Annotated in this window: 20 protein-coding genes and 1 other RNA gene; 8 read left to right on the top strand and 13 right to left on the bottom strand. The window is 66.5% G+C overall.

Going from position 1 to position 21700, the window contains the following annotated elements; genetic code table 11:
* Nucleotides 1–11: 11 nt before the first annotated feature.
* Nucleotides 12–938, top strand: a complete 927-nt coding sequence (locus ABQZ00_RS18780; RefSeq protein ID WP_323538511.1) for an alpha/beta hydrolase — start codon at nt 12–14, stop codon at nt 936–938.
* 206 nt (nt 939–1144) lie between these two features.
* On the opposite strand, the gene ABQZ00_RS18775 is transcribed toward ABQZ00_RS18780, so the two are convergent.
* The gene (locus tag ABQZ00_RS18775; protein ID WP_055853373.1) at nt 1145–2005 is read right to left on the bottom strand and encodes an IclR family transcriptional regulator domain-containing protein; all 861 of its coding nucleotides are present in this window, start codon (nt 2003–2005) and stop codon (nt 1145–1147) included.
* A 146-nt stretch (nt 2006–2151) separates the two neighbouring features.
* On the opposite strand from ABQZ00_RS18775, the gene ABQZ00_RS18770 reads away from it, so the two are divergent.
* Nucleotides 2152–3012 (top strand): PA4780 family RIO1-like protein kinase, encoded by an 861-nt coding sequence (locus ABQZ00_RS18770; protein ID WP_115512800.1) that lies wholly within the window; start codon nt 2152–2154, stop codon nt 3010–3012.
* A gap of 445 nt (nt 3013–3457) precedes the next feature.
* Nucleotides 3458–4405, top strand: coding sequence for an alpha/beta hydrolase (locus ABQZ00_RS18765; RefSeq protein ID WP_323521099.1), 948 nt, complete (start codon nt 3458–3460; stop codon nt 4403–4405).
* A gap of 146 nt (nt 4406–4551) precedes the next feature.
* Here the strand turns inward: ABQZ00_RS18765 and ABQZ00_RS18760 are convergent, their stop codons facing one another.
* The 4 genes from ABQZ00_RS18760 to ABQZ00_RS18745 form a co-directional block, all read right to left on the bottom strand.
* The gene (locus ABQZ00_RS18760) at nt 4552–5262 is read right to left on the bottom strand and encodes a DUF2490 domain-containing protein (protein ID WP_055853367.1); all 711 of its coding nucleotides are present in this window, start codon (nt 5260–5262) and stop codon (nt 4552–4554) included.
* Between the two features lie 242 nt (nt 5263–5504).
* Entirely contained in the window at nt 5505–6326 is an 822-nt protein-coding gene (locus ABQZ00_RS18755; protein ID WP_115561047.1) for a nucleotidyltransferase domain-containing protein, read from the bottom strand.
* A 76-nt stretch (nt 6327–6402) separates the two neighbouring features.
* The gene (mnmG, locus tag ABQZ00_RS18750; protein WP_323538512.1) at nt 6403–8307 is read right to left on the bottom strand and encodes a tRNA uridine-5-carboxymethylaminomethyl(34) synthesis enzyme MnmG; all 1905 of its coding nucleotides are present in this window, start codon (nt 8305–8307) and stop codon (nt 6403–6405) included.
* Nucleotides 8308–8907: 600 nt separating this feature from the next.
* Nucleotides 8908–9372: a hypothetical protein gene (locus ABQZ00_RS18745; protein ID WP_323538513.1), complete on the bottom strand. Its 465-nt coding sequence runs from the start codon at nt 9370–9372 to the stop codon at nt 8908–8910.
* A 158-nt stretch (nt 9373–9530) separates the two neighbouring features.
* On the opposite strand from ABQZ00_RS18745, the gene ABQZ00_RS18740 reads away from it, so the two are divergent.
* The 3 genes from ABQZ00_RS18740 (at nt 9531) to ABQZ00_RS18730 (ending at nt 11772) form a co-directional block, all read left to right on the top strand.
* The gene (locus tag ABQZ00_RS18740) at nt 9531–10490 is read left to right on the top strand and encodes a pyridoxal-phosphate dependent enzyme (protein WP_323538514.1); all 960 of its coding nucleotides are present in this window, start codon (nt 9531–9533) and stop codon (nt 10488–10490) included.
* Nucleotides 10475–11092, top strand: a complete 618-nt coding sequence (locus ABQZ00_RS18735; RefSeq protein ID WP_055853359.1) for a YdcF family protein — start codon at nt 10475–10477, stop codon at nt 11090–11092. Before ABQZ00_RS18740 ends, ABQZ00_RS18735 begins: the two co-directional genes overlap by 16 nt.
* Nucleotides 11093–11352: 260 nt before the next feature.
* Complete coding sequence (locus ABQZ00_RS18730; RefSeq protein WP_055853356.1) at nt 11353–11772, top strand: nuclear transport factor 2 family protein; 420 nt, start codon at nt 11353–11355, stop codon at nt 11770–11772.
* Between the two features lie 246 nt (nt 11773–12018).
* On the opposite strand, the gene lpxO is transcribed toward ABQZ00_RS18730, so the two are convergent.
* The 5 genes from lpxO to ABQZ00_RS18705 form a co-directional block, all read right to left on the bottom strand.
* On the bottom strand, nt 12019–12924 hold the full coding sequence (gene lpxO / locus ABQZ00_RS18725; RefSeq protein WP_115552727.1) for a lipid A hydroxylase LpxO: 906 nt from the start codon (nt 12922–12924) through the stop codon (nt 12019–12021).
* A gap of 197 nt (nt 12925–13121) precedes the next feature.
* The gene (bioC, locus tag ABQZ00_RS18720; protein ID WP_055853352.1) at nt 13122–14006 is read right to left on the bottom strand and encodes a malonyl-ACP O-methyltransferase BioC; all 885 of its coding nucleotides are present in this window, start codon (nt 14004–14006) and stop codon (nt 13122–13124) included.
* Between the two features lie 211 nt (nt 14007–14217).
* The gene (locus ABQZ00_RS18715; RefSeq protein WP_323538515.1) at nt 14218–15000 is read right to left on the bottom strand and encodes an SDR family oxidoreductase; all 783 of its coding nucleotides are present in this window, start codon (nt 14998–15000) and stop codon (nt 14218–14220) included.
* A 44-nt stretch (nt 15001–15044) separates the two neighbouring features.
* Nucleotides 15045–15806, bottom strand: coding sequence for a pimeloyl-ACP methyl ester esterase BioH (gene bioH, locus ABQZ00_RS18710; protein ID WP_055853348.1), 762 nt, complete (start codon nt 15804–15806; stop codon nt 15045–15047).
* A 28-nt stretch (nt 15807–15834) separates the two neighbouring features.
* A complete protein-coding gene (locus tag ABQZ00_RS18705; RefSeq protein ID WP_503064300.1) occupies nt 15835–16212 on the bottom strand; it encodes a DUF7079 family protein in 378 nt (125 codons plus the stop codon).
* Between the two features lie 382 nt (nt 16213–16594).
* Here ABQZ00_RS18705 and ABQZ00_RS18700 point away from each other — a divergent pair.
* A non-coding RNA gene (locus ABQZ00_RS18700) (sX9 sRNA) lies at nt 16595–16671 on the top strand.
* A 4-nt stretch (nt 16672–16675) separates the two neighbouring features.
* On the opposite strand, the gene bioF is transcribed toward ABQZ00_RS18700, so the two are convergent.
* On the bottom strand, nt 16676–17881 hold the full coding sequence (bioF, locus tag ABQZ00_RS18695) for an 8-amino-7-oxononanoate synthase (protein ID WP_055853344.1): 1206 nt from the start codon (nt 17879–17881) through the stop codon (nt 16676–16678).
* A gap of 205 nt (nt 17882–18086) precedes the next feature.
* Nucleotides 18087–19121 (bottom strand): biotin synthase BioB, encoded by a 1035-nt coding sequence (gene bioB, locus ABQZ00_RS18690; protein ID WP_323538517.1) that lies wholly within the window; start codon nt 19119–19121, stop codon nt 18087–18089.
* A gap of 49 nt (nt 19122–19170) precedes the next feature.
* Between bioB and ABQZ00_RS18685 the strand changes: the two genes are divergently transcribed.
* Nucleotides 19171–19896 carry a ComF family protein gene (locus ABQZ00_RS18685; protein WP_193553172.1) on the top strand — a complete coding sequence of 242 codons (726 nt, stop codon included), beginning with the start codon at nt 19171–19173 and terminating at the stop codon, nt 19894–19896.
* A gap of 663 nt (nt 19897–20559) precedes the next feature.
* Here ABQZ00_RS18685 and ubiA read toward each other — a convergent pair.
* The gene (gene ubiA, locus ABQZ00_RS18680; RefSeq protein WP_323538518.1) at nt 20560–21459 is read right to left on the bottom strand and encodes a 4-hydroxybenzoate octaprenyltransferase; all 900 of its coding nucleotides are present in this window, start codon (nt 21457–21459) and stop codon (nt 20560–20562) included.
* Nucleotides 21460–21700: the final 241 nt, after the last annotated feature.

The following is a 21700-nucleotide window of genomic DNA, read 5'->3' as shown; positions in this document are numbered from 1 at the left end:
CGAGATGCCGCATGACGTTCCGACCCGTCTACCTGCTCCTGCTGTTGCTGTTCTCGCTGGCTGCCGGGGCACAACCGCAGCCCGGGCCCGGCACCCAGCTGGCGCAGGTGCGCGCCGACGATGGCCAGACACTGGCGGTGTGGTCGCGCGTGCCGGCGCAACCGCGCGGCACGGTACTGCTGGTGCATGGCCGGACCTGGAGTTCGCTGCCCAACTTCGATCTGCAGGTGCCGGGCGAAGCGGCCGATTCGCGCTCGGTGCTGGCCGCCTTCGCACAGGCCGGGCTCGCCGCCTACGCGGTGGACCTGCGCGGCTACGGCGGCAGTGCACGCGACCGCAGCGGATGGAACACGCCCGACCGCGCGGTGCGCGATGTCGCGCAGGTGCTGGCCTGGGTCGCCCGGCAACACCCGGGTCTGCCGCCGCCGGCCTTGATCGGCTATTCCAACGGCGCGCGGGTCGCGCTGCTGGTCGGCCAGCAACACCTGCAGGCGGTGTCCGCGTTGGTGCTGTACGGCTTCCCCGACGATGTCGATGCGCCGCCCACCGACACGCCAACATCGGCCCAGCCCTTGCGCGCACGCACCACCGCCGCGGCGGCCGGCGAGGATTTCATCACTGCCAACGCAGCGCCCCCTGGCGTGCGTGCGGCCTACGTGGCGCAGTCGCTGGCGGCCGACCCGGTGCGCACGGACTGGCACGCGATGGCGCAGTTTGCGTTCCAGCCCGAGCAGGTCACGACGTTGCCGGTGCTGCTGCTGCGCGGCGTCGACGATCCCATCGCCACACAAGCGGATAACGCGCATCTGTTCGCACGCCTGGGCAGCCAAGACCGTAGCTGGATCACCTTGCCGCACGCCGATCATGTGGCGCATGTGGAAGACACCCACGCGGCCTGGGTGGAGGCGGTGGTGGGCTTCCTGCGTCGGCCGCGCTGAGCCCTGAGGCGGGTGGCGGGTGCGTCGGGAGTGTGCAGGAGCACGCGACCAACGCGTTGCCTGCTGCATGCGAAGCAATGACATGCAGCTGTGCGCGGGGCGCACGTCACGCTTGTGTGCGGGACCCGGGCCACTCACAGCCCGAGGGTCTAAGCCGCTTCACCCAGGATCGAGACTGCTACAGCGCTCAAGACGCGCCGCACGCGCTAACTCAGCAACGCCCCCAAGCGCTGCGCCGCCAGCTTCAACGGCTCCAGCAACTGCGTCTGCATGGTCTGCAGGCTGACGCGCCCGGCCTGTGCGCCGATGTTGAGCGCGGCAATCACCTCGCCACGCAGGTTGCGCACCGGCACTGCGATCGAACGCAGGCCGATTTCCAGCTCCTGATCGGTCAGGCACATGCCTTCGCGGCGCGCGCGCGCCAGGACCTCCAGCAGCGCCGAGGCCTGGGTCACCGTCCGGTCGGTGCGCGGGCGCAGCGTGGTGCGCTCCAGGTAGGCCTGCAAGGTATCGCCGGGCAGGGCCGCCAGCAGCACCCGGCCCATCGAGGTGCAATAGGCCGGCAACCGCGTGCCCGGGCGTAGCCCGATCGACATGATCCGCACCGTCTCCGCACGCGCCACGTACAGCAGGTCGTCGCCGTCCAGGACGCCCAGCGAGCAGGACTCGTGCAGTTGGTCGCGCAGCCCGTCCAGCACCGGCTGGGCCGCCGCGGTCATCGCCGAAGACGCCGCATAGGCGCCGCCAATGCCCAGCACGCGCGGCAACAGCACATAGCCACGGCCCTGCTCGCCGACATAGCCCAGCTTGGCCAGCGTATGCAGCACCCGCCGCACCGCCGCGCGCGAGATACCGGTTTCCAGGCTGATCTGCGACATGGTCACCTCGCGCGGGTGCTGGGCGAACACGCTCAGTACCACCAGCCCGCGCCCCAGCGAGGTCATGAAATCCGGGTCGCCCTGGGCGGCGGCAATCTGCTGCATCAACTCGTATGGCAGGCCGCGCTCGCTCCCGGTCGCGGCGATGGCGGCGGGACGTTTGCGGCGGCTGGTGGTGGGCTCGGGCATCGGATCGCGCGTCAGGCAGGTCCTCGCATGGTAAGCGCTCGCGCCAATGCCTGCTTCCGGTCGCACTGTGCGCCTCGCATGTAAGCACTTCATCCTGCTTGCCGCATAATCGCTGCTGACTTGTTTCGGATCGGTCCCCCTCGTCCATGAAAACCCCCAAGGGCCTGCAGCCGCTGATCGACGACGGTGTCATCGACGAAGTGTTGCGACCACTGAAGAGCGGCAAGGAAGCCTCCGTCTACGTGGTCAGCGCCGGCGCCGACATCCTGTGTGCCAAGGTCTACAAGGACATGGCGCAACGCAGCTTCCAGGCGCGCGTGCAATATCAGGAAGGCCGCAAGGTGCGCGGCAGCCGACAGGCGCGCGCGATGGGCAAGGCCACCAAGTTCGGCCGTCGCGAAGCCGAGACCGCATGGAAGAACACCGAAGCCGACGCGCTCTACCAACTGGTGGATGCCGGCGTGCACGTGCCCAAGCCGCGCGGCTACTTCCATGGCGTGCTGCTGATGGATCTGGTCACCGATGCCGCCGGTCACAGCGCACCACGGTTGGGCGAAGTGGAGCTGGAGCCGGAGCAGGCGCACGCGTTCCATGTCAGCCTGATCGGCGATGTGGTCAAGATGCTGTCGCTGGGTCTGGTGCACGGCGATCTGTCCGAATACAACGTGCTGGTCTCGCCCGACGGCCCGGTGGTGATCGATTTCCCGCAGGTGGTCAGTGCCGCCGGCAACAATGCCGCGCGCGACATGCTGCTGCGCGATGTGCACAACTTGCGCGACTGCCTTGGCCGCTTCGCTCCGGAGCTGCTCGACACCCACTACGGCGAAGAAATGTGGGCGCTTTACGAAAAGGGTGAGTTGCGCCCGGACAGCGTGCTCACCGGCCGCTTCAAGTTCGACACCAAGCGCGCCGACGTGCGCGCCATCCGCGCCTCCATCGAAGACGCGCGGCAGGAAAACCTGATCCGCCAGCAAGGCCGCGAAGCCGCCGCCGAAGACGACGACTGATCGCTGCGTGCGCCACACGGCGCATTGCCTTGCCCGGCGGCCGCCGGCACGGGGCCTGCCGTGGCACGGGCGGCACCTGTCCAGACGCGACCATGTTGCTTGCGCATTGATGCGATTGACGCGACCTGAGCCACGGTGCTTCTAAACGACGGCACCGGGATGAGGCGCCTTGCTGCTTTATCCCGCACGGTCTGCGCTTGTAAGTCTGCGCACGCGGCATGCGGTTGCGCATCCACGCGATGCAACGCAGCAATCGGCGTTGCAGGTGGTCGCGTGCATGTCCGCAAGATGTAACGCGTTGCAGGTCAGAACCCTTCTGTAGCAAGCCAGCACCGGCCTGCCCAGGCGAGCGCGCGTCATCCGGTCAGGTAGTTATTTCATTTAATGGTTATTTAAAATAAGTATCAGGCAAACTCGGTAGTCCTCCACTGCCAACGAGACCGCCATGTTCGATCCCGATGTCGTTCGCCTGTTCGCTGTTCTCCAGCAGGCCGCCCAGCCGCCGATGGAAACGCTGCCCCTGGCAGACGCACGCGCAATGATGCGTGGGCTGGGGGCGCAGCTCGGCTTTCCGGTACTGGAGATGGCGCAGGTGCGCGCCGTGCAGGCCGACACCGCTGTTGGCAACGTGCCGCTACGGTTGTATCGGCCGCCGGGCCTGAGCGATGCGCCCGCGCCAACCTGCGTGTTTGTGCACGGTGGCGGCGGCGTGGTGGGCGATCTGGAGTCGCATGACGATGTGTGCCGACAGCTCGCGGCACGCGCCGGTTGCCAGGTGCTGGCCGTCGATTACCGGCTGGCTCCCGAGCACCCCGCGCCGGCCGGCGTGGAGGACGTCATCGCCACGGTGCAGTGGCTGGCCGCGCATCCCGGGCAGGTCGGCGCAGATCCACAGCGGTTGGCGGTGGCCGGCGACAGCATCGGCGGCGCGATGGTTGCCGCCGCTGCAGTGGCTGCACGCGATGCCGGCATTGCGCTGCGCTGTCAGCTGTTGCTGTACCCGCTGACAGACGCACGCGAAGACAGCGGCGAGTATCCGTCCCGCACGACCAATGCCGACATTCCACCGCTGACCCGGCAGGCCACGCAGTTTTTCAATCAGCATTTCATCAAGGATCCAGCCATCGCCCTGGATTGGCGCGTCTCGCCGCTGCTTGCTCCGGATCTGAGCGGCGTTGCGCCGGCGCTGATCGTGCTGGCCGAGCGCGACGTTCTGCACGACGAAGGCCTGCGCTATGCCGAGCGCCTGCGCGCAGCCGGTGTCGAGGTCAGCGTGCACACCTTTCCCGGCATGGTGCACGGCTTCATCCATATGGCCAGCATCATCCAGGCAGCCGACAAGACCGTGGACCTGTTTGCCGAAATGCTGCGACAGCGGCTGTTGCCGGTGTAATCCGGCGTATTGCCGAGGTGTCGGCAATACGAGCAGCATCGTGGGGGGTTCGCGCACGGTGCGGATGCAAACGCGCTGCCGCTTCGGTCCACGCGAAGAAACTCCGGCGCGATCCGGCACTCGGTGCCGGTGCGCTACTGCGGTGTTTAGAAGTTGAAGCGCAACGTCGTCATCAATACGTGGTTTTCGCGGTCCACTGCGCGCGTATTGACGAACTGGTTGAGATAACCAACGTCCATATTGGAAATGGCGTTGAATTTCCAGTTGATGCCGACGAAGACGCGGTTCTGGTCGATACCGCGGCGTGCGCCCCATTGCGTCTGATCGAGATTGACGAACAGCTCGTTGAACAGCACCCAGGACAGTTGCGGACTGAATCCGCTCGGGCGGGTGGCGCGGATCATTTGCCGCACGCGGTAGCCCTCATCGCTGAAGTCTTCGCGGTGGCGCTGCTCCAGACGGGTGCGGCTGGTGATGCTGATCTCGGCAATCGGATCGAACTGATACTGAAACTGTCCCCACCAGCGATTTTCGCGGTTGGACGGCTGACCGGCCGGATGGCTGATGATGGTGTCATACCCCATCCAGACGCTGGCCTTGGGGTTGAGCCGGTAAAACACCGCAGGGCGAAGGATCAATTGATCGAACTGCTCGCCTTCCTCGCGCCAGCGCGGATGAATATCCATGCTCCAGTAAAGGTTCTCGACCGGCAATTTGCCCTGGGCGTAGATACTCAACCAATATCGGCCATCTTCTTCGGTATTGGCATGGGCCGTGGAGATACTTCCCAGCAGTAAAAACAGAACAGGACCGGCGATGCGAAACGTTGCGGTCCGTAGCGTGCCAAATGCGTTCATTTAGTGAAATGTGTCGGCGTTGGCAAATCATAGCAACATCTATCGCGTTTCCATCGACCGTCTGGTCCACCCGTAACGCCTCTGTTCGGCTGGGGCTTCGCTAATCGGGATACGCCATCGCTTCAGTGCATTCACTGGCAAGGTGTGCAGGCCTGGAGCCAAGTGACATGTCTGTATTTGCCTTCTGTGAGACCAGGCCGATACGCCGACATCGCCAGCCCTGCGCTGCGCAGCGCAATGCCTCAGGGCGATGCAGCGTCGTTGGAGAGCATCTGCCGAAACAAGGTGTCCAGGGCATCCGAACGCCCGCTGCCGGCCGGCAGCTGTGGCTGCGCCGTGCCCATGCGGTCGAGTTCTGCTTCGATAAAATCGCTGATCACCGCAATCCGTGGTCCATCTTCCACTTCTGTGGAGATGCGTTTGAGCGCCAGCAAACGCTCGATTTCCTCGCGCAGGTCTCCACTCGGCAGCAGTTCGTCCAGCAGCAATTCAAATGCCATCGGCGGCATGTCCTGGCGGCGCTCGATCCACTGACAGGCCAGAATCGGGCGCAAGACGTACAGATATTTCTTGGTACGAATCCGCTCACCGCGCAGGTAGCCGCGATAGTTGCTCTTGGCCATGTTGAAGTAATGCCACCAAGTGCCAAGCGGTGAATAGAAGTGCGTGGCGATCGCCCGCAACTGCTCGACAGCAACCGGATCTTGCCGATACACCACCGGCGAATGCAGCCATTCCAGCAGCGTCGGATTGGACTTGGAGACCAACCGCAGTGCCTTGCGCAGGTCCCAGCCGCTGACATCCAGATCGTCGGAGATCGGCAGCTCGATCACGTCGCGCTGCGGCTCGCCGGGGCCGGTGCTTTCGTTGACGCTCAGATACCAGTCGCGCCGATGGACGTAGACAAAGCGTGCGTCGTAATCGCTGTCGGGCGACGAAAATCCCCAGCCGCGGCTGCCCGATTCGCACGCCAGCAGAATGCGGACCTCATGTTGCTGCTCGATCTCGCGCAACGCCGCCAGCACTGCCTCGCGTTTGTCCGCTGCGATGGGATGGATGTCCATGGGGTCGCTGTCCTTGTGCATGACGTGCCCCAATCATAACCAGCTCACGCAGATGCAGCCCGGCACACGGCCAGTGCTATGCCACCTTGCTACGCCGCGCGCGTTCCAGATGCACCAGCAGCAGCGAGATCGCTGCTGGAGTCATGCCGGGGATGCGTTGTGCCTGACCGATGTGTTGCGGGCGCACGCGTTCGAGTTTCTGCTGTACTTCGATCGACAGACCGCGCACGCCGGCGTAGTCGAAGTCTTCCGGGATCGGCGTATTTTCCTGGCGTTGCTGGCGCGCGATATCGTCGCGCTGGCGATCCAGATAACCGGCGTACTTGACGCTGATTTCGACCTGTTCCGCCACCTGCGTATCGTCTACGCCCGGCCCCAGTGTCGGCACGCGCATCAGCGTGGCGTAGTTGAGTTCCGGGCGCTTGATCAGGTCCAGCACATTGGTTTCGCGGCTGAGCGATACATTCAGCGTCTGCGCCACTTCGCGACCCAGTGCATTGCCCGGCGTCGCCCACAGCGCCGACAGGCGTGCGGTCTCGCGTTGCACCGCGTCCTGCTTGGCCGAGAATCGCACCCAGCGCGCCTCATCGACCAGACCCATCGCGCGGCCCACCCCGGTCAGGCGTGCATCGGCATTGTCTTCGCGCAGCTGCAGCCGGTATTCGGCGCGGCTGGTGAACATGCGATACGGCTCGGTGGTGCCGTGGGTGATCAAATCGTCCACCAGCACGCCCAGGTAGGCCTCGTCGCGACGCGGCGACCAGGCCGGCAGCCCCTGCACATGGCGGGCGGCATTGAGGCCGGCCAGCAGGCCTTGCGCGGCGGCCTCTTCGTAACCGGTGGTGCCGTTGATCTGCCCGGCAAAGAACAGCCCGCCGACCGCCTTGGTTTCCAGCGAGGCCTTGAGCCCGCGCGGGTCGAAGAAGTCGTATTCGATCGCGTAGCCGGGGCGGGTGATATGCGCCTGCGCAAAACCGTGGATCGAGCGCACCAGCGCCAGCTGCACATCGAACGGCAGCGAGGTGGAAATGCCGTTGGGATAGATCTCGGTCACCTCCAGGCCTTCGGGTTCGACGAAGATCTGGTGGCTGGTCTTCTCGGCGAAGCGCACCACCTTGTCTTCGATCGACGGGCAGTAGCGCGGGCCGATGCCTTCGATCTGCCCGGAATACAGCGGCGAGCGGTGCAGTGCGCCGCGGATGATGTCGTGGGTCTGCTCGGTGGTGTGGGTGATCCAACAGCTGACCTGGCGTGGGTGGTCGCTGACCTGGCCCATGAACGACATCACCGGCAGCGGGTCGTCGCCGGGTTGTTCGGCCATGACGCTGTAGTCGAGTGTGCGCCCGTCGATGCGCGGCGGAGTGCCGGTCTTGAGGCGGTCGATCGCGAACGGCCGCTCGCGCAGGCGTGCGGCCAGCGTGGTGGCGGGCGGGTCGCCCATGCGCCCGGCCGCGTATTGGGTTTCGCCGACATGGATCTTGCCGGCCAGGAAGGTGCCGGCGGTCAGCACCACCGCCGGCGCCTCAAAGCGCAGCCCGGTCTGGGTGATGACTCCACGTACGCTGTCGCCTTCGGCGGCGCCGTTGTGGATGATCAGATCATCCACCGCTGCCTGGAACACGGTCAGGTTGGGCTGTGCCTCGACGATGCAACGGATGGCGTTGCGATAGAGGTTGCGGTCGGCCTGGCAGCGGGTAGCACGCACCGCCGGCCCCTTGGACGCATTGAGCGTGCGCCACTGGATGCCGGCCAGATCCGCCGCATGCGCCATGGCGCCACCCAGCGCATCGATCTCCTTGACCAGATGGCCCTTGCCGATCCCGCCGATGGCCGGATTGCAGCTCATCGCGCCCACCGTCTCGATGTTGTGAGTCAGCAGCAAGGTGCGGGCACCTGCGCGCGCAGACGCCAGCGCGGCCTCGGTGCCGGCATGGCCGCCGCCGATCACGATGACGTCGAAGCGATAGAAAGAGTCGGACATGGGTGTGGACTGATCAGCAGAGAGAAGGAAAACGGCCGCAGAAGTATCGACTGAAGCGCCGCGATGGTCACTAAATCGTTAAATATGTGATGTAAGTCACATTTTAAGATAGTGACCCTCAAGTTGGCACGTTCCGTGCGGATATCCCTACTGCACCTATCGTGGCATTGCGACATGGGCGCAAAGGCTGGAATTGGAACAGGGGCCAGCCGCGCGTGCGATGGGGTAGCGTAAGGGTCGGTAGTCGGGGGACTGCCGACCCTTATTTTTTTCTGCGATTCCGGCAACACCTGCACGCTTTCTCGATCATTGCGCGGCTGCAGGCGCTGCGCGTCCTGATGCGCCTGCGATCCTCGATCTACAAATGCATAAAGCCCCGGCATGCCGGGGCTTTATGCATTGGAGGCGCCGATATCCGACAGGGCCGGAACAGGGGGGATCCAGATTTCCCTGTCGGACATCGACATAAGTCGGTCAGTGGGGCGGGCCGGGTCATAACATGACGTGGCGGGTCACACAGAGCACCTAGCTTGCGACCAAGTGCCGACTGAACGCAAGCCCCCAATGTCGCCATTTGTGGGGCACGTCGCAGTCAGCGCGTCATGGGATTTGCTGGCGACTGTTGCGTGGCGCTGTCTGGCGCTGGATCTCGCGAATCACACGCGGCGGCGCGCCGATCCGTGCCGGTGGCCGCGCGGGCGGTGCACCCGTCGCCGGTGGCGAATTGGGACGCTGCGGACGTGGGCCATTCGGGCGCGGGCCGTTGTTGAACGATCCGTTCGGACGCGGCGGGCGGTACTGCGGGCGGCGATCGTTCTGCCGGTAGTAATAGCCGCCACCACGGTAGACAGGATATACCGGGTAGTCGTACAGCCCGATCGCACCGGCACCATACGGGGCGCCGTAGAGGCCGCCGTAGTTGTAGGGCGAGTATCCCGGCGGATAGCGGTACTGCACAGTAGGCGCACCACGGTAATAGCCGCCCGACCCGCCTCCGGTGTAGTCGTAAGTTGCGCAGCCGCCCAAGGCCAATAGCCCGGCGGCGAAGATCAGACGGAATTTCATGGATGGTGCCCTCCTGCAACCATGATCTCACTTTCGAACCGTTGCATTGAATCGGTCCTTAACTGTGCCGCAATGTGGCGCTTTTTCATCGATCCAGCATGCGCAGGCAGTGTGCGTGCGAGCCGTGAAGAGTGAGGCGATACGTTAATCTTGCAGGCATGATCGACACGGTCCCTCTTGCCCATTCAGATGTCCTGCAAGCCGCCGCGCGCATTGCGCCGCACTGCGCGACGACACCGTTGCTGACCTCGCACCGCCTGGACGCACTGTGCGGTGCGCAGCTGTTCTTTAAGGCCGAGCACCTGCAGCGCAGCGGTGCGTTCAAGTTCCGCGGCGCCTGCAATGCGGTGTGGTCGCTGCCTGACCACGTGGCACCGCGCGGCGTGGTCACCCACTCGTCCGGTAATCATGGCGCGGCGTTGGCGCTGGCCGCTCGTACGCGCGGTATCGGCTGTCATGTCGTGGTACCCGAAGGCGCGGTTGCCGCCAAGCTGGCCAATATTTCCCGGCATGGCGCCACGCTGTGGCGTTGCGCGCCGACCATCGCAGCACGCGAGCAGCTGTGTGCCCAGGTCCAGGCCACCAGTGGCGCGACCCTGGTGCATCCGTACACCGATCCGGCCGTCATCGCCGGCCAGGGCACGGCCACGTTGGAGTTGCTGCATCAAAGCGGCGGGTTGGATGTGCTGCTGGCGCCGGTCGGCGGCGGCGGGTTGGCGGCCGGTGCGGCGTTGGCGCTGCGGTCTGCGCCGGGCTGTGCGCTGGTGCTGGCCGAGCCGAGCGGGGCGGCCGACACCGCGCGCTCGCTGGCGGCTGGGCAGCGCCTGGTCGACTTCGTGCCCGACACCGTCTGCGATGGTCTGCGCGGCACCCTGGGCGCGCCGAACTTTACGTTGCTGCAGGCGGCCGGCGCGCAGGTGATCACGGTGGACGATGCGGCCGTGGTGCAGGCGATGCGGCTGATCTGGCAGCTGCTCAAGCAGGTGGTGGAGCCGTCTTCGGCCATCACGCTGGCGGCGGTGCTGGCCGAGCCGGCGCGGTTTGCCGGGCGCAGGGTCGGGCTGATCCTGTCCGGCGGCAATGTCGATCTGGATGCACTGCCGTGGGCCGCGGCGTGAGCAGGCGTGCGCGCGGACTCGGCCTGTGGGGCTGGGGCTGGCGGTTATGCATGCTGGCGCTGATCTGGCTGGTGGCGGTGGCTGGCTGGATCGTCTGGGTCGGCGACCGCGATCAGGCCGCGCCGGCGGACGTGATCATCGTGCTGGGCGCGGCGGCTTACGACGCGCGCCCGTCGCCCGTCTTCGAAGAACGGATCCGGCATGCGCTGGATCTGTACGACCAGGGCTATGCGCCGCGGCTGTTGTTCACTGGCGGCTTCGGCAATGGCGCGCGGTTTTCCGAGTCGCAGGTGGCACGTCGCTACGCGCTGCGCCACGGGGTGCCGCCGGAAGCGATCGTGATCGAGACGGTCTCGCGGACCACCCGGCAGAACCTGGAGCAGGCGCGCATCTTGATGGCCCGTCATGGCATGCACCGGGCGATCATCGTCAGCGACCCGCTGCACATGGCGCGCGCGCTGCGGCTGAGCCAGGAGCTGGGGGTGGATGCACTGGCCTCGTCCACACCGAGTACGCGCTTTCGCAGTTTCCACACCAGCTGGCGCTTCCTGCTGCAGGAGGTTTACTTCTTCCACCGCGATCTGGTTGTGCAGGGCCCCTGAAACGGCTGCGTGGCGTCCGGCGGCATCCCCACTGGCGATTCAGGCAGTCGGCGAGATGGCGTGTCGCGGTTGCACGAGCGCTTCGCCGCGATGGATCGGCACCGGGCGTCAGCGGTGCATGGTGTGGTGGTGTGTGCTGCGCGTAACGGCTCGGCCGTCGAGGTGGGGGAAGGCCTGCGATGCGGTCGGACGCTGACCGCGTCTCAGCGCGCACGCAAAACCCGCTCTATGATGCGGCTTTCCAAGCGGCAGGTTCGAGCATGAGCGAGAGCAATCGGCAACACGCCATCGGCCTGGTCCAGGCCTATTACGACGCCTTCAATCGCGGAGATTGGGACGCCATGCTGGCGTTCCTGGCCGAGGATGTGGCGCACGACCTCAATCAAGGTGCGCGCGAGATCGGCCGTGCGGAATTCGCGGCCTTCCTGCAGCGCATGAACGACAGCTACCGCGAGCAGTTGCGCGACATCGTGATCACCGCCAACGACGACGGCACGCGGGTGGGGGCCGAATACGTGGTGCACGGGGTCTACCACACCACCGACGAAGGCCTGCCCGATGCCAACGGCCAGACCTATGTGCTGCCAGGCGGTGCGTTCTTCGATGTGCAGGACGGCGCGATCACCCGCGTCACCAACTACTACAACCTGCAGGAATGGATCGCGCAGGTGTCGCGCTGAGAGCGTCGATCGGCATGCGCTAGACCTGTGTAGGAGCGCACCCGGGCGCGATGAAGCGTTACCGGGAATATCTTGTCGCGCCCAGGTGCGCTCCTCCGCGGGTGGTCTGGCGTTACAGCAATGCTGCATGTTCGGTCGGCGGCATGGCAGGAGCGGCTGGGCGGGTGTCGCGCGTGTCTGCGCGGGATGATGCGTTCTGGGGAATGCCTTCGCGCCCGGGTGCGCTCCTACGTGGGTGGTTGGGCGTTACAGCCGCACGATGCCGACCACCACCAGGATGAAGATGCTCCACTTGAGCACCTGGTACAGCGGGTTGTTGCGCTCTTTCAGCGCCTTGGCTTTCAGGCGCGCCGCGTAGAAATACCGGAACACGCGGTTGATGCCGCCGGTCTTGTCGCCGTCCTGATTGGGCGAGGCGCCGGCCGACAGCAGGCTGCGGCCGACGAAGCGATTCAGCGCCGCCGCCCAGCGCCAACGCATCGGGCGTTCGATATCGCAGAACAGGATGATGCGGTCCTGGTCGGTGTCATTACGCGCGTGATGGATATAAGTCTCGTCGAACATGGTCCACTCGCCGTCGCGCCAACTGTGGCGCTGGCCATCGACGTCGATGAAGCAGCGGTCGTCGTTGGGCGTGGCCAGGCCCAGGTGCAGTCGCATCGAGCCGGCGAACGGGTCGCGGTGCGGGCGCAGCTCGCTCCCTGGCGGCAGCTCGGCAAACATCGCCGCTTTCACCGTGGGGATGGACTTGAGCAACGCGGTGGTCTGCGGGCACAACTCGGCCGCCGACGGGTGCGCGGTGCCGTACCACTTCAGATAGAAGCGCTTCCAGCCGCGGCGGAAAAATGAGTTGAAGCCGATATCGGTATAGCCGTCGGCGGCGCGGATCTTCTGCATCTGCTGCAACGCCACCGCTTCATCGCGGATCACCGGCCAGTTGGCGCGCAGCGGCGCCAGCTCGGGGAATTCCTTGCCCGGGTCGATAAACGGTGTGGTCGGCACGCGCGAACACAGGTACATCAGCGTGTTGATCGGCGCCATGAAGGTGGAATGGTCGAGCAGCTGCCGGCTGAGCCGGTGCCGCACGCGACCGCGGTAATGGATGTACAGCGCCGACGCGATGAACAGCGCAATGAGAAGCCACTTCAACATGGGGGAAACCGTTTGGGGGCGGGGGTCGCTTGGGGCGGGGACCGGAAGCGGGTAGGCCAGCACAGGATCGCGGCACTTTATTAATGAATTCTACCGGCAGTCACTACAAAGCCCGCCGGCGCAGCATCGGCGTCGGCGCAATGCTGTGTATCACCGGCACAGGCGCGCTGCGGTGGGCGATGTGCACCGCAGCGCGGTCAGTCGATGCGGCGGCGGATCGGGATGGAGGACACCGGCACGCTGGCGATGTCCTGGCCGCGCTCGCGGATGGGCGCGCCCGGTGCCGGGGCCCAAGCGTGCGCGTAGATCACTTCCCAGGAACTGGGCAGGGTGCCATCTGGCCGCCGTAACGGTTCGTAGGCGGCGCTGGCAGCGGCAAAGCGGCCACGGCCGGTCAGCGTGGCGCGTCGGTTGCTGAGCGCATTGGTCGCGCCCATCGCACGCAACTCGCGCATCAGCGCGGGCAGATCGTTGTAGGTGAGCGTGAACAGGTCGCGGTCCAGCACCGGGTCGCGGAAGCCGGACATCAGCAAGGCATCGCCAAATTGTGCGATCGGCGGGAAGCGGCTGACATGCGGGGCGGTGTCGGCCTGGGCGAAGGCATCGCGCAACTCGATCAAGGTTTCCGGCCCGAAGGTGGAGCACAACAGCAGCCCGCCCGGCCGCAGCGCGCGGCGGAACCCGGCGAACACTGCCGGCAGGTCTTCCACCCACTGCAGGCACAGATTGCTGAAGATCACATCCACGCTGCCGTCGGCCACCGGCAGCGCGCGCGCATCGGCGCAGACCTGCGCGAACGGCTTCCACCAACCGGCGGCCTTGCGCGCCTGGCGCAGCATCGGCATGGCCTGGTCGAGCGCGATCACCTGCGCCTTGGGCCAGCGTTTCTTGATCGCGCCGCTGGCGTGGCCGGGGCCGGCGCCGACATCCAGCACCACCTTGGGCACCTGCTCGCCCAGGTAATCGAGCGATTCGAGCAGGCGCGTTTCCACTTCGCGCTGCAACGCGGCGGCGGCTGCATAACTGTTGGCGGCCCGCGCGAAGGCGCGGCGGACGTGGCGGGGATCGAAAGTGCTGTTCATTGCGGCGCTATTGTCGCCCGTGGGCGCGGCGGAGGGAATCGATGCGTGGTGTGGCGTGGCAATCGGCCTGGAGAACTCTGCGAGCGGTCGCTCTGCCAGCGACTGCGTGGCGACCGCAATGGACTAGCAATGTGTTTCGACAAGCCGAGTCGTGGCCGAACACAACCGCGACGTCGTCCGCGGTTGCCACAAGCTCCGCATGGCCGGTGCGCTAGAACGTGCCCGGATAACTGCCGCCGTCGATCAGCAGGTTTTGCCCGGTGATATAGCCGGCCTGCGCGCTGCACAGAAACGCGCAAGCCGCGCCGAATTCGTCCGGCTCGCCGAAGCGCCCGGCCGGGATGCCCGCGCGCTTGCGCTCGGCGACATCCTCGGCGGTGCTGCCTTGCTGTTGCGCGATGGCGGCGAAGTTGCCGCGCAGGCGGTCGGTGGCGAACTGGCCGGGCAGCAGATTGTTGAGCGTGACGTTGTCGACCACCGTGCTGCGCGCCAGCCCGGCAACGAAGCCGGTGAGACCGGCACGTGCGCCGTTGGACAGGCCCAGGATGTCGATCGGGGCCTTCACCGCGCTGGAGGTGATGTTGACGATGCGGCCGAAGCGGCGCGCACGCATGGCATCGACGGTGGCGCGGATCAGTTCGATCGGCGCCAGCATGTTGGCGTCCAGCGCGCGCAGCCAGTCCTCGCGTTCCCACTGCCGGAAATCGCCCGGCGGCGGGCCGCCTGCGTTATTGATCAGGATGTCGACCTGCGGGCAGGCTGCGAGCGCTGCGGCGCGTCCTTCCGGTGTTGCGATATCGGCCACGACACTGCGCACGTCTGCGGCGCCGGGCAGTGCGCGTAACGCATCGGCGGCAGCGTCCAGTGCAGCGCGGCCGCGTGCGGCGATCACCACGTTGACGCCTTCGCGTGCCAACGCGCGGGCGCAGCCCAGGCCCAACCCTTTGCTGGCAGCGCAGACCAATGCCCAGCGCCCGGCGATTCCCAGATCCATGCGATGTGTCCTCGATCAGCGAAGTCGCATGATCGGCGATCTGCTCACGGCACGGACGCAACGAAGCGTTGCAACGCCTCGGCCACCTGATCGGCATGGCCGAGAAACGGTGCGTGGCCGCCGCCGGCGATGGTGAGCGCCTGCGCGTGTGGCGCGAGCGCGGCGGCGGCGTGCATACCGGCGGCCGGCACCAGCCGATCGCGCTGCCCGGCAATCCACAGGCTGGGGCGCGCCAGCTGCGGCAATGCGCGGCGCAGGTCGGTACGTTCGAGCAGGCGCAAGCCGTGTTGCAGGGCGTCGGCCGCCGGCTCGCCGCGTGCGGTGAGCGTTTCGCGCAGGCTGCGCAGCTCGGCGCGCGCATGCGCCGAGCCCAAGGTATCCAACGCCAGAAAACGCTCCAGGGTGCCGCGGTAATCGCGCGCCAGGTCTTGGCCGAATTGCACGAACACGTCGCGCTCGACCGCATCGGCCCAGTCGGCACCCCGCACAAAGCGCGGCGTTGCCGCGATCATCGCCAGCCCACGCACCTGCGGTTGGGTGGCGGCGGCATGCAAGGCAAACAGGCCGCCCAGCGACCAGCCCACCCACACTGCCGGCGGCGTGGCCGCGGCAATCGCGGCGACCACGTACGGCAAGGCCAACGGCGTGGTGTCGTCGCGACTGAAACCGTGCCCGGGCAGATCGACCAGATGCAGTTGGTAGTGCGACGACAGCCGCTCCACCAGCGGTGCGAACACGCCGCCGTGTAACGCCCAACCGTGCAGAAGAACCAGCGCAGGCCCGTGGCCGATGACATCGATATGCATGCGTGGATTGTCGCCGATTGGCGCGCGCTCAGCGTGCCGCGTGTGTGCGCACTGCGCTGATCGCAGGCGCCAGCACTGCCCATTGCTGGCGCGCATACCGGCGCCAGCACCAACGATCCGGCCAACGCCAGCGACGCGCGCGCTGCGTGGCGATCGTCGTCGCCAGCCAGTCGTGATCGAAGCCCTCCCACACGCCGGCCACGCTGCGCAGATTGCCGATCAGCACCGGGTGCACCTCGTGCAGCAGCATCGTGCGCAGTTGCGGCAACGTAAACGGCGAGGCGGCCAGGATCCGGGCAATGCGCGCGTGGTCGCCATCGCACGCGTTGTCCAGATACAGCAGCGACAGCGCCTCCCAGACGCGGCGTTGCGCCGGCGTGGCGGTTGGCGTCTCGGGCGCGTTCATTGCCATGTCAGCGGACTTGTTCCGAGTGACTGCCGGCGTGGGCGATGCGGTACCAGCGCGGAGCTGCCGACACGCGGGTTGCTGCGTTCGAGTCGAAGCGCTGCCGCAGTGGGTTGATCAGGCGTGCGGTTGTTGTGTTCGCGCATGACGGGGGGTGTGATGTGCCGTGCGCCCAATGCCGCCAACGCAGGGTTGCATGCAGTCGGCACGTGCGCTTGGACAGTGCGCACGCATCGAACCATTCGCGTAATGCATCGAGCGTCCGTGCGCCGGCCGCGCCGGTCCGGCGTTGTGCACGAGCGCGCCGCCGGCAACGGTTTAGAGCAGCAAACAAAACGACTGTGCTCACCGCCAGGCGGGCGTGGGCAGTGCTCGGTGCGGCATGGTCCACGCGTACACTCCGGTTCTGAGCGCGCCGTCCACATCCAGCTGACGACTGCTCGCGACGTTGTGTTAGCCGCTCTTAAGCGGACGCGCGCAGTGGCTGCCGGCTGACCACGTCACGCGCCTGCACGATCGCCTCGATCAATGCCTGCACCTGCTGCGGCGTATGCAGCGCCGACAAGGTCACGCGCAGGCGCGCCTTGCCTTCGGGCACGGTGGGCGGGCGGATCGCGCCGACCATGAAACCGGCCTGTTCGAGTGCGGCCGACATCGCCATCACCGTGGCTTCCTCGCCGCATAGCAGCGGCTGGATCGGCGTGTCGGAGGCCATCAGTTCGAACCCATGCCGGCGCGCGCCATCGCGGAAGTTGCCGATCAGTTCGACCAGGCGCGCACGCCGCCAATCGTCGCGCCGCGCCAGCCTTACCGCAGCCAGGGTGGCGGCCACCTGGGCTGGCGGCAGGGCGGTGGTGTAGATGTACGGGCGCGCGGTTTCGGCCAGATGGCGGATCAGCGCTTCTTCGCCGACCACAACCGCGCCGTAGCCACCGAGCGCCTTGCCCAGCGTCACCAATTGCAGCGGCACTTCGGCAACGCCCAGGCCGGCATCGGCGACGCAGCCGCGCCCCTGCGGGCCCAGCACGCCCACGCCGTGCGCATCGTCGACATAGAACAGCGCCTCCTGCATGCGCGCCACCAGGCTCAAGGCACGCAGCGGCGCCACATCGCCATCCATGCTGAAAACGCCGTCGCTGGCCAGCATCGCCGCGCCCTCGGGGGCGCCCTTGAGCTGGCGCATCGCGCCTTCTACATCCAGATGCGGATACCGCCGCAGCCGGCAGCCGGCCAGACGCGTGGCGTCCAGCAGGCTGGCGTGGTTGAGCCGGTCCTGTACGCAGACATCGTCTTCTTCGCTGAGCAAGGCTTGCTGCACGGCCAGATTGGCGATGAAGCCGCTCCCGAACAGCAGCGCCGACGGGTAGCCCAGCCACTCGGCGATTTCGCGCTCGAGCGTTTCGTGTGCGGTGTGGTGGCCGCAGATCAGATGCGAGGCGGTTGCACCGGCGCCATCGCGCGCGGCGGCGTCCTGCAGGGCGGCAACCACTTCGAACTGTTGCGACAGGCCCAGATAGTCGTTGGAACAGAAACCGGTCAGCCAGCGGCCGTCGATCTCCAGCCGCACGCCATCGCGGCGGCCGACCTGGCGGCGCACCCGCACCCGTTCCTGGGCGACGCGCAACTTGCGCAGCGACGAAATCCGTTCGTGCAGATCGGGGCGAGCCATGAGGGAGTTCGACAACAGATAAGGGCCGCTAGCGTAGCGTGCCGCGGCCACATCGCCCAGCCGGCACCGACGGCCGGTGGGGGCGGGTTGGCTGCCCGGTGAGCTTGGGCTGCCAGTCATGACGGTTTACTGCCGCGCCGGGCCCTACTGCGGCCAGCAGGGCCGGGCGCAGTGCAGGCTCATCCTGGGACGGCGTGCGCCGTCGTCACGCTGCGTGCTCGCACGCCGCGCCGCGGGTGATGTCCGCATGCACCGTGCCGGGGTGGTCGTGGTCGGCGGCGTCGACGGTGATCTGCATCGGGCGCAGGCCCAGGCGTTGGAACAGGGCCTGGTCGCGCTCGGTGTCCGGGTTGCCGGTGGTCAGCAGCTTTTCGCCGTAGAAGATCGAGTTGGCGCCGGCCAGGAAGCACAGCGCCTGCAGCTCGTCGCTCATCGCTTCGCGGCCGGCGGACAGGCGCACCATCGACTTGGGCATGACGATGCGGGCCACCGCGATCATGCGCACGAACTCGAACGGGTCCAGTTGCTGGGTGCCGTGCAGCGGCGTGCCGGGGACCTGCACCAACTGGTTGATCGGCACCGAGTCCGGGTGCGCCGGCAAGGTGGCCAGCGCCAGCAGCAGGCCGATGCGGTGCTCGCGGGTCTCGCCCATGCCGACGATGCCGCCGCAGCAGGTCTTCAGGCCCACATCGCGCACGTGCTCCAGGGTGTTCAGGCGGTCCTGGTACTGGCGGGTGTGGATGATGGAATCGTAGTAATCCGGCGCGGTGTCCAGATTGTGGTTGTAGTAGTCCAGCCCGGCGTCCTTGAGCGCACGCGCCTGGCCGGCGTCGAGCATGCCGAGCGTGGCGCAGGTTTCCAGGCCCATGGCTTTGACCTCGCGGATCATCGCGGCCACCTTGGGGATGTCGCGCTCCTTCGGCGAGCGCCACGCCGCGCCCATGCAGAACCGCGAGGCGCCGGCGGCCTTGGCCTGGCGTGCCTTGGCGACCACTTCTTCGGTTTCCATCAGCTTCTGCGCGGTCACACCGGTGTCGTAGCGCTGCGCCTGCGGGCAGTACGCGCAATCTTCCGGGCAACCGCCGGTCTTGACCGATAGCAGCGTGGAGACCTGCACCTGCGCCGGATCGAAATGTGCGCGGTGCACGCTGGCCGCGTGATGCAGCAACTCGGGGAACGGCAGATCGAATAACGCCTGCAGCTCTTTGCGATCCCAGTCATGGCGTACGACAACAGACATCGGAGTTTCCTGACAGTCAGCGGCTTGGAAGCCAGGCAGTCTGGTGAGCATGGAAGAGGCTGTCAACTTTGAAGAGGTGGGGTCGGTTTACAGATGGCCGCAACGGGTGTTGCGCCTGCTGTTGCCGAGCCTGTGCCTGGTCTGCGCGGAGGCGGGCATGGCCGATTGCGATCTGTGTCCATCGTGCCGGGCCGCATTGCCGGAGCACGGCCATGCCTGTCTGTGCTGCGCCACCCAGCTGTTCGCCTCCGATGGGGTGGCACTGTGCGGGCAGTGCCTGCAGCAGATACCGCCGCTGCAGCGCGTGCATGCGTGCTTTACCTATCGTTGGCCGGTGGACGGGTTGCTGCGGCGCTTCAAGTTCCATCAGGACCTGGCGGCAGGGCGCCTGCTCAGCGAATTGATGGCCAGGCGCTGCGCACGGTTGCCGCGGCCGCAGGCCCTGGTGCCGGTGAGCCTGCATCGGCAGCGCCTGCGTCAGCGCGGTTACGACCAAGCGCTTGAGCTGGCCAAACCGCTGGGCCGCGCGCTGCGGTTGCCGTGCCTGCCGTTGCTGCGCCGCGTGCGTGCGACGGCGCCGCAATCCGAGCTGGATGCCGTCGAGCGCCAACGCAATCTACGTGACGCCTTCATCGCACGCGGCGCCTTGCCCGCACATGTGGCGCTGGTGGACGACGTGATGACCACCGGCGCCACGCTGCACGCCGCAGCGCTGGCCTTGCGACGCGCGGGCGTGCAGCGGGTCGATGCCTGGGTGTGCGCGCGGGTGCCGTGAGGGTGTGGCTGGGAGCGATCTGTGGTTGAGATGGCCGGGGGGCTGAGGCAATGCTGCCGTAGGTGGTGGCAAGCTGGGTCAACGACTGGGTCGGGCCGGCGGGCGCTTTGCCGTTCTGTGCGGTGGGTCAGCGCGTTACGCGTTTTTCGCTTCGGGTGCGGTGGTCAGGTGGGTGCTGTTATTTTAGCGCGACGCTGCCATGGGTTCTCGGGTAGCAGGCAGGCGTTCTTGTTACTCGGTGAGCGCGATCACAGGCGTAGACGCGAGTGTCGGTGGGCTGCTGTCGCGCTTAAACCGTTTAAAACATGGGCGAAGTGAGCCTAGGCCAAAAGTAGATGCTGATGCGAGTGCGGGCTTGTTGCGTCGGCCCCCAACCCCTCTCCCGCAGGAGAGGGGCTTGTCGCCTGCGGAATGGCCCTCAGCACTCTGGGCGTTATCTGGAGAGGTCGGTGCGGGTTCTATCAGCGCGTTGTGGAAAGAGATCACCTGCTAGGAAAGCCTGGCGCATAGCCTTTAGCGTCTCCCAAACCCCAAACCCCAAACCCCAAACCCCAAACCCCAAACCCCAAACCCCAAACCCCACAGCCCACACCCCGAATCACGAATCACGAATTACGAACCCCAAACTACGAATCCCCAATCCCCAATCCCCAATCCCGGCTCCTAACGCACCGCCACCGCGATCCCGACAAAGATCGCCAGACCCACCCAGTTGTTATGCAGGAAGGCGCGAAAGCAGGGGCCGCGTTCGCGGTGGCGGGCGATGCGGAATTCGTAGAGCACCAGCGCCGTCGCCACGCCCAGGCCCGCCCAGTAGGCTGCATCCAGGCCGGCGCGCAGTCCGACGGCTGCCAGGATCGCAAACATCGCCGCATAGAGCGCGCCCTGCGCCAGCAGGTCGTACTTGCCGAACAGGATGGCGGTGGACTTGCTGCCCATACGGATGTCGTCGTCGCGGTCGACCATGGCGTACCAGGTGTCGTACGCGGTCGCCCACAGGATATTGGCCGCATACAACAACCAGCCCAGCAACGGCACGCTGCCTTGTACCGCCGCAAAGCCCATCGGGATGCCCCAGCCGAACGCCATGCCCAGATAGACCTGCGGCAGGTGGGTGTGGCGCTTCAAATAGGGGTAACTCGCGGCCAGGAACACGCCGGGCACGCTCAGTGCCACGGTCAGCCAGTTGAGGCTGAGCACCAATGCGAACGCCACCAGCATCAGCACCACGAATACCCACAGCGCTTCGCGCCCGGACACCGCGCCGGTGGCGAGCGGGCGCGACTTGGTGCGCTCTACATGCGGGTCCAGCCAGCGGTCGGCGTAGTCGTTGATCACGCAGCCGGCCGAGCGGGTCAGCCAGACCCCGGCGGTGAACACGAACAGCGTCCATAACGGTGGCATGCCGTCGGCGGCCAGCCACAGTGCCCACCAGGTGGGCCAGAGCAGCAGCAAGCTGCCGATCGGGCGGTCGCCACGCACCAGTTTCCAGTATTGCCCCAGCCGCTCGGACCACGTCAGCGCGGGCGCTGCGGGTACCTGTTCGAAACCATGCTTGCTCATGCTGCAAAGGGTAGCAGCGCGCCCTGGATGCGGCCATCTGGATGCGGCCATGCAGGTGCCGGCTGCAAGAACTCCGGCCAACACGGGGACATGCATCTGCGGTCGGAACTGGGGCGAAGCACCATGTGCGTGAGGCTCGGTGGCTGCGTCGGGTGTCGGGTGCTCCGGCAAGCGCGCGCTTCGCATGGGGGAGTCTGCGGAGCACATTGGACAGCTCCCGCCGGGCGGCCTGCGGACGCCA

Source organism: Xanthomonas sp. WHRI 10204, assembly GCF_040202875.1.
Taxonomy (GTDB): domain Bacteria; phylum Pseudomonadota; class Gammaproteobacteria; order Xanthomonadales; family Xanthomonadaceae; genus Xanthomonas.
Note: the sequence above shows the minus strand (reverse complement) of the source record. Positions and strands in the feature narration are given on the sequence as shown.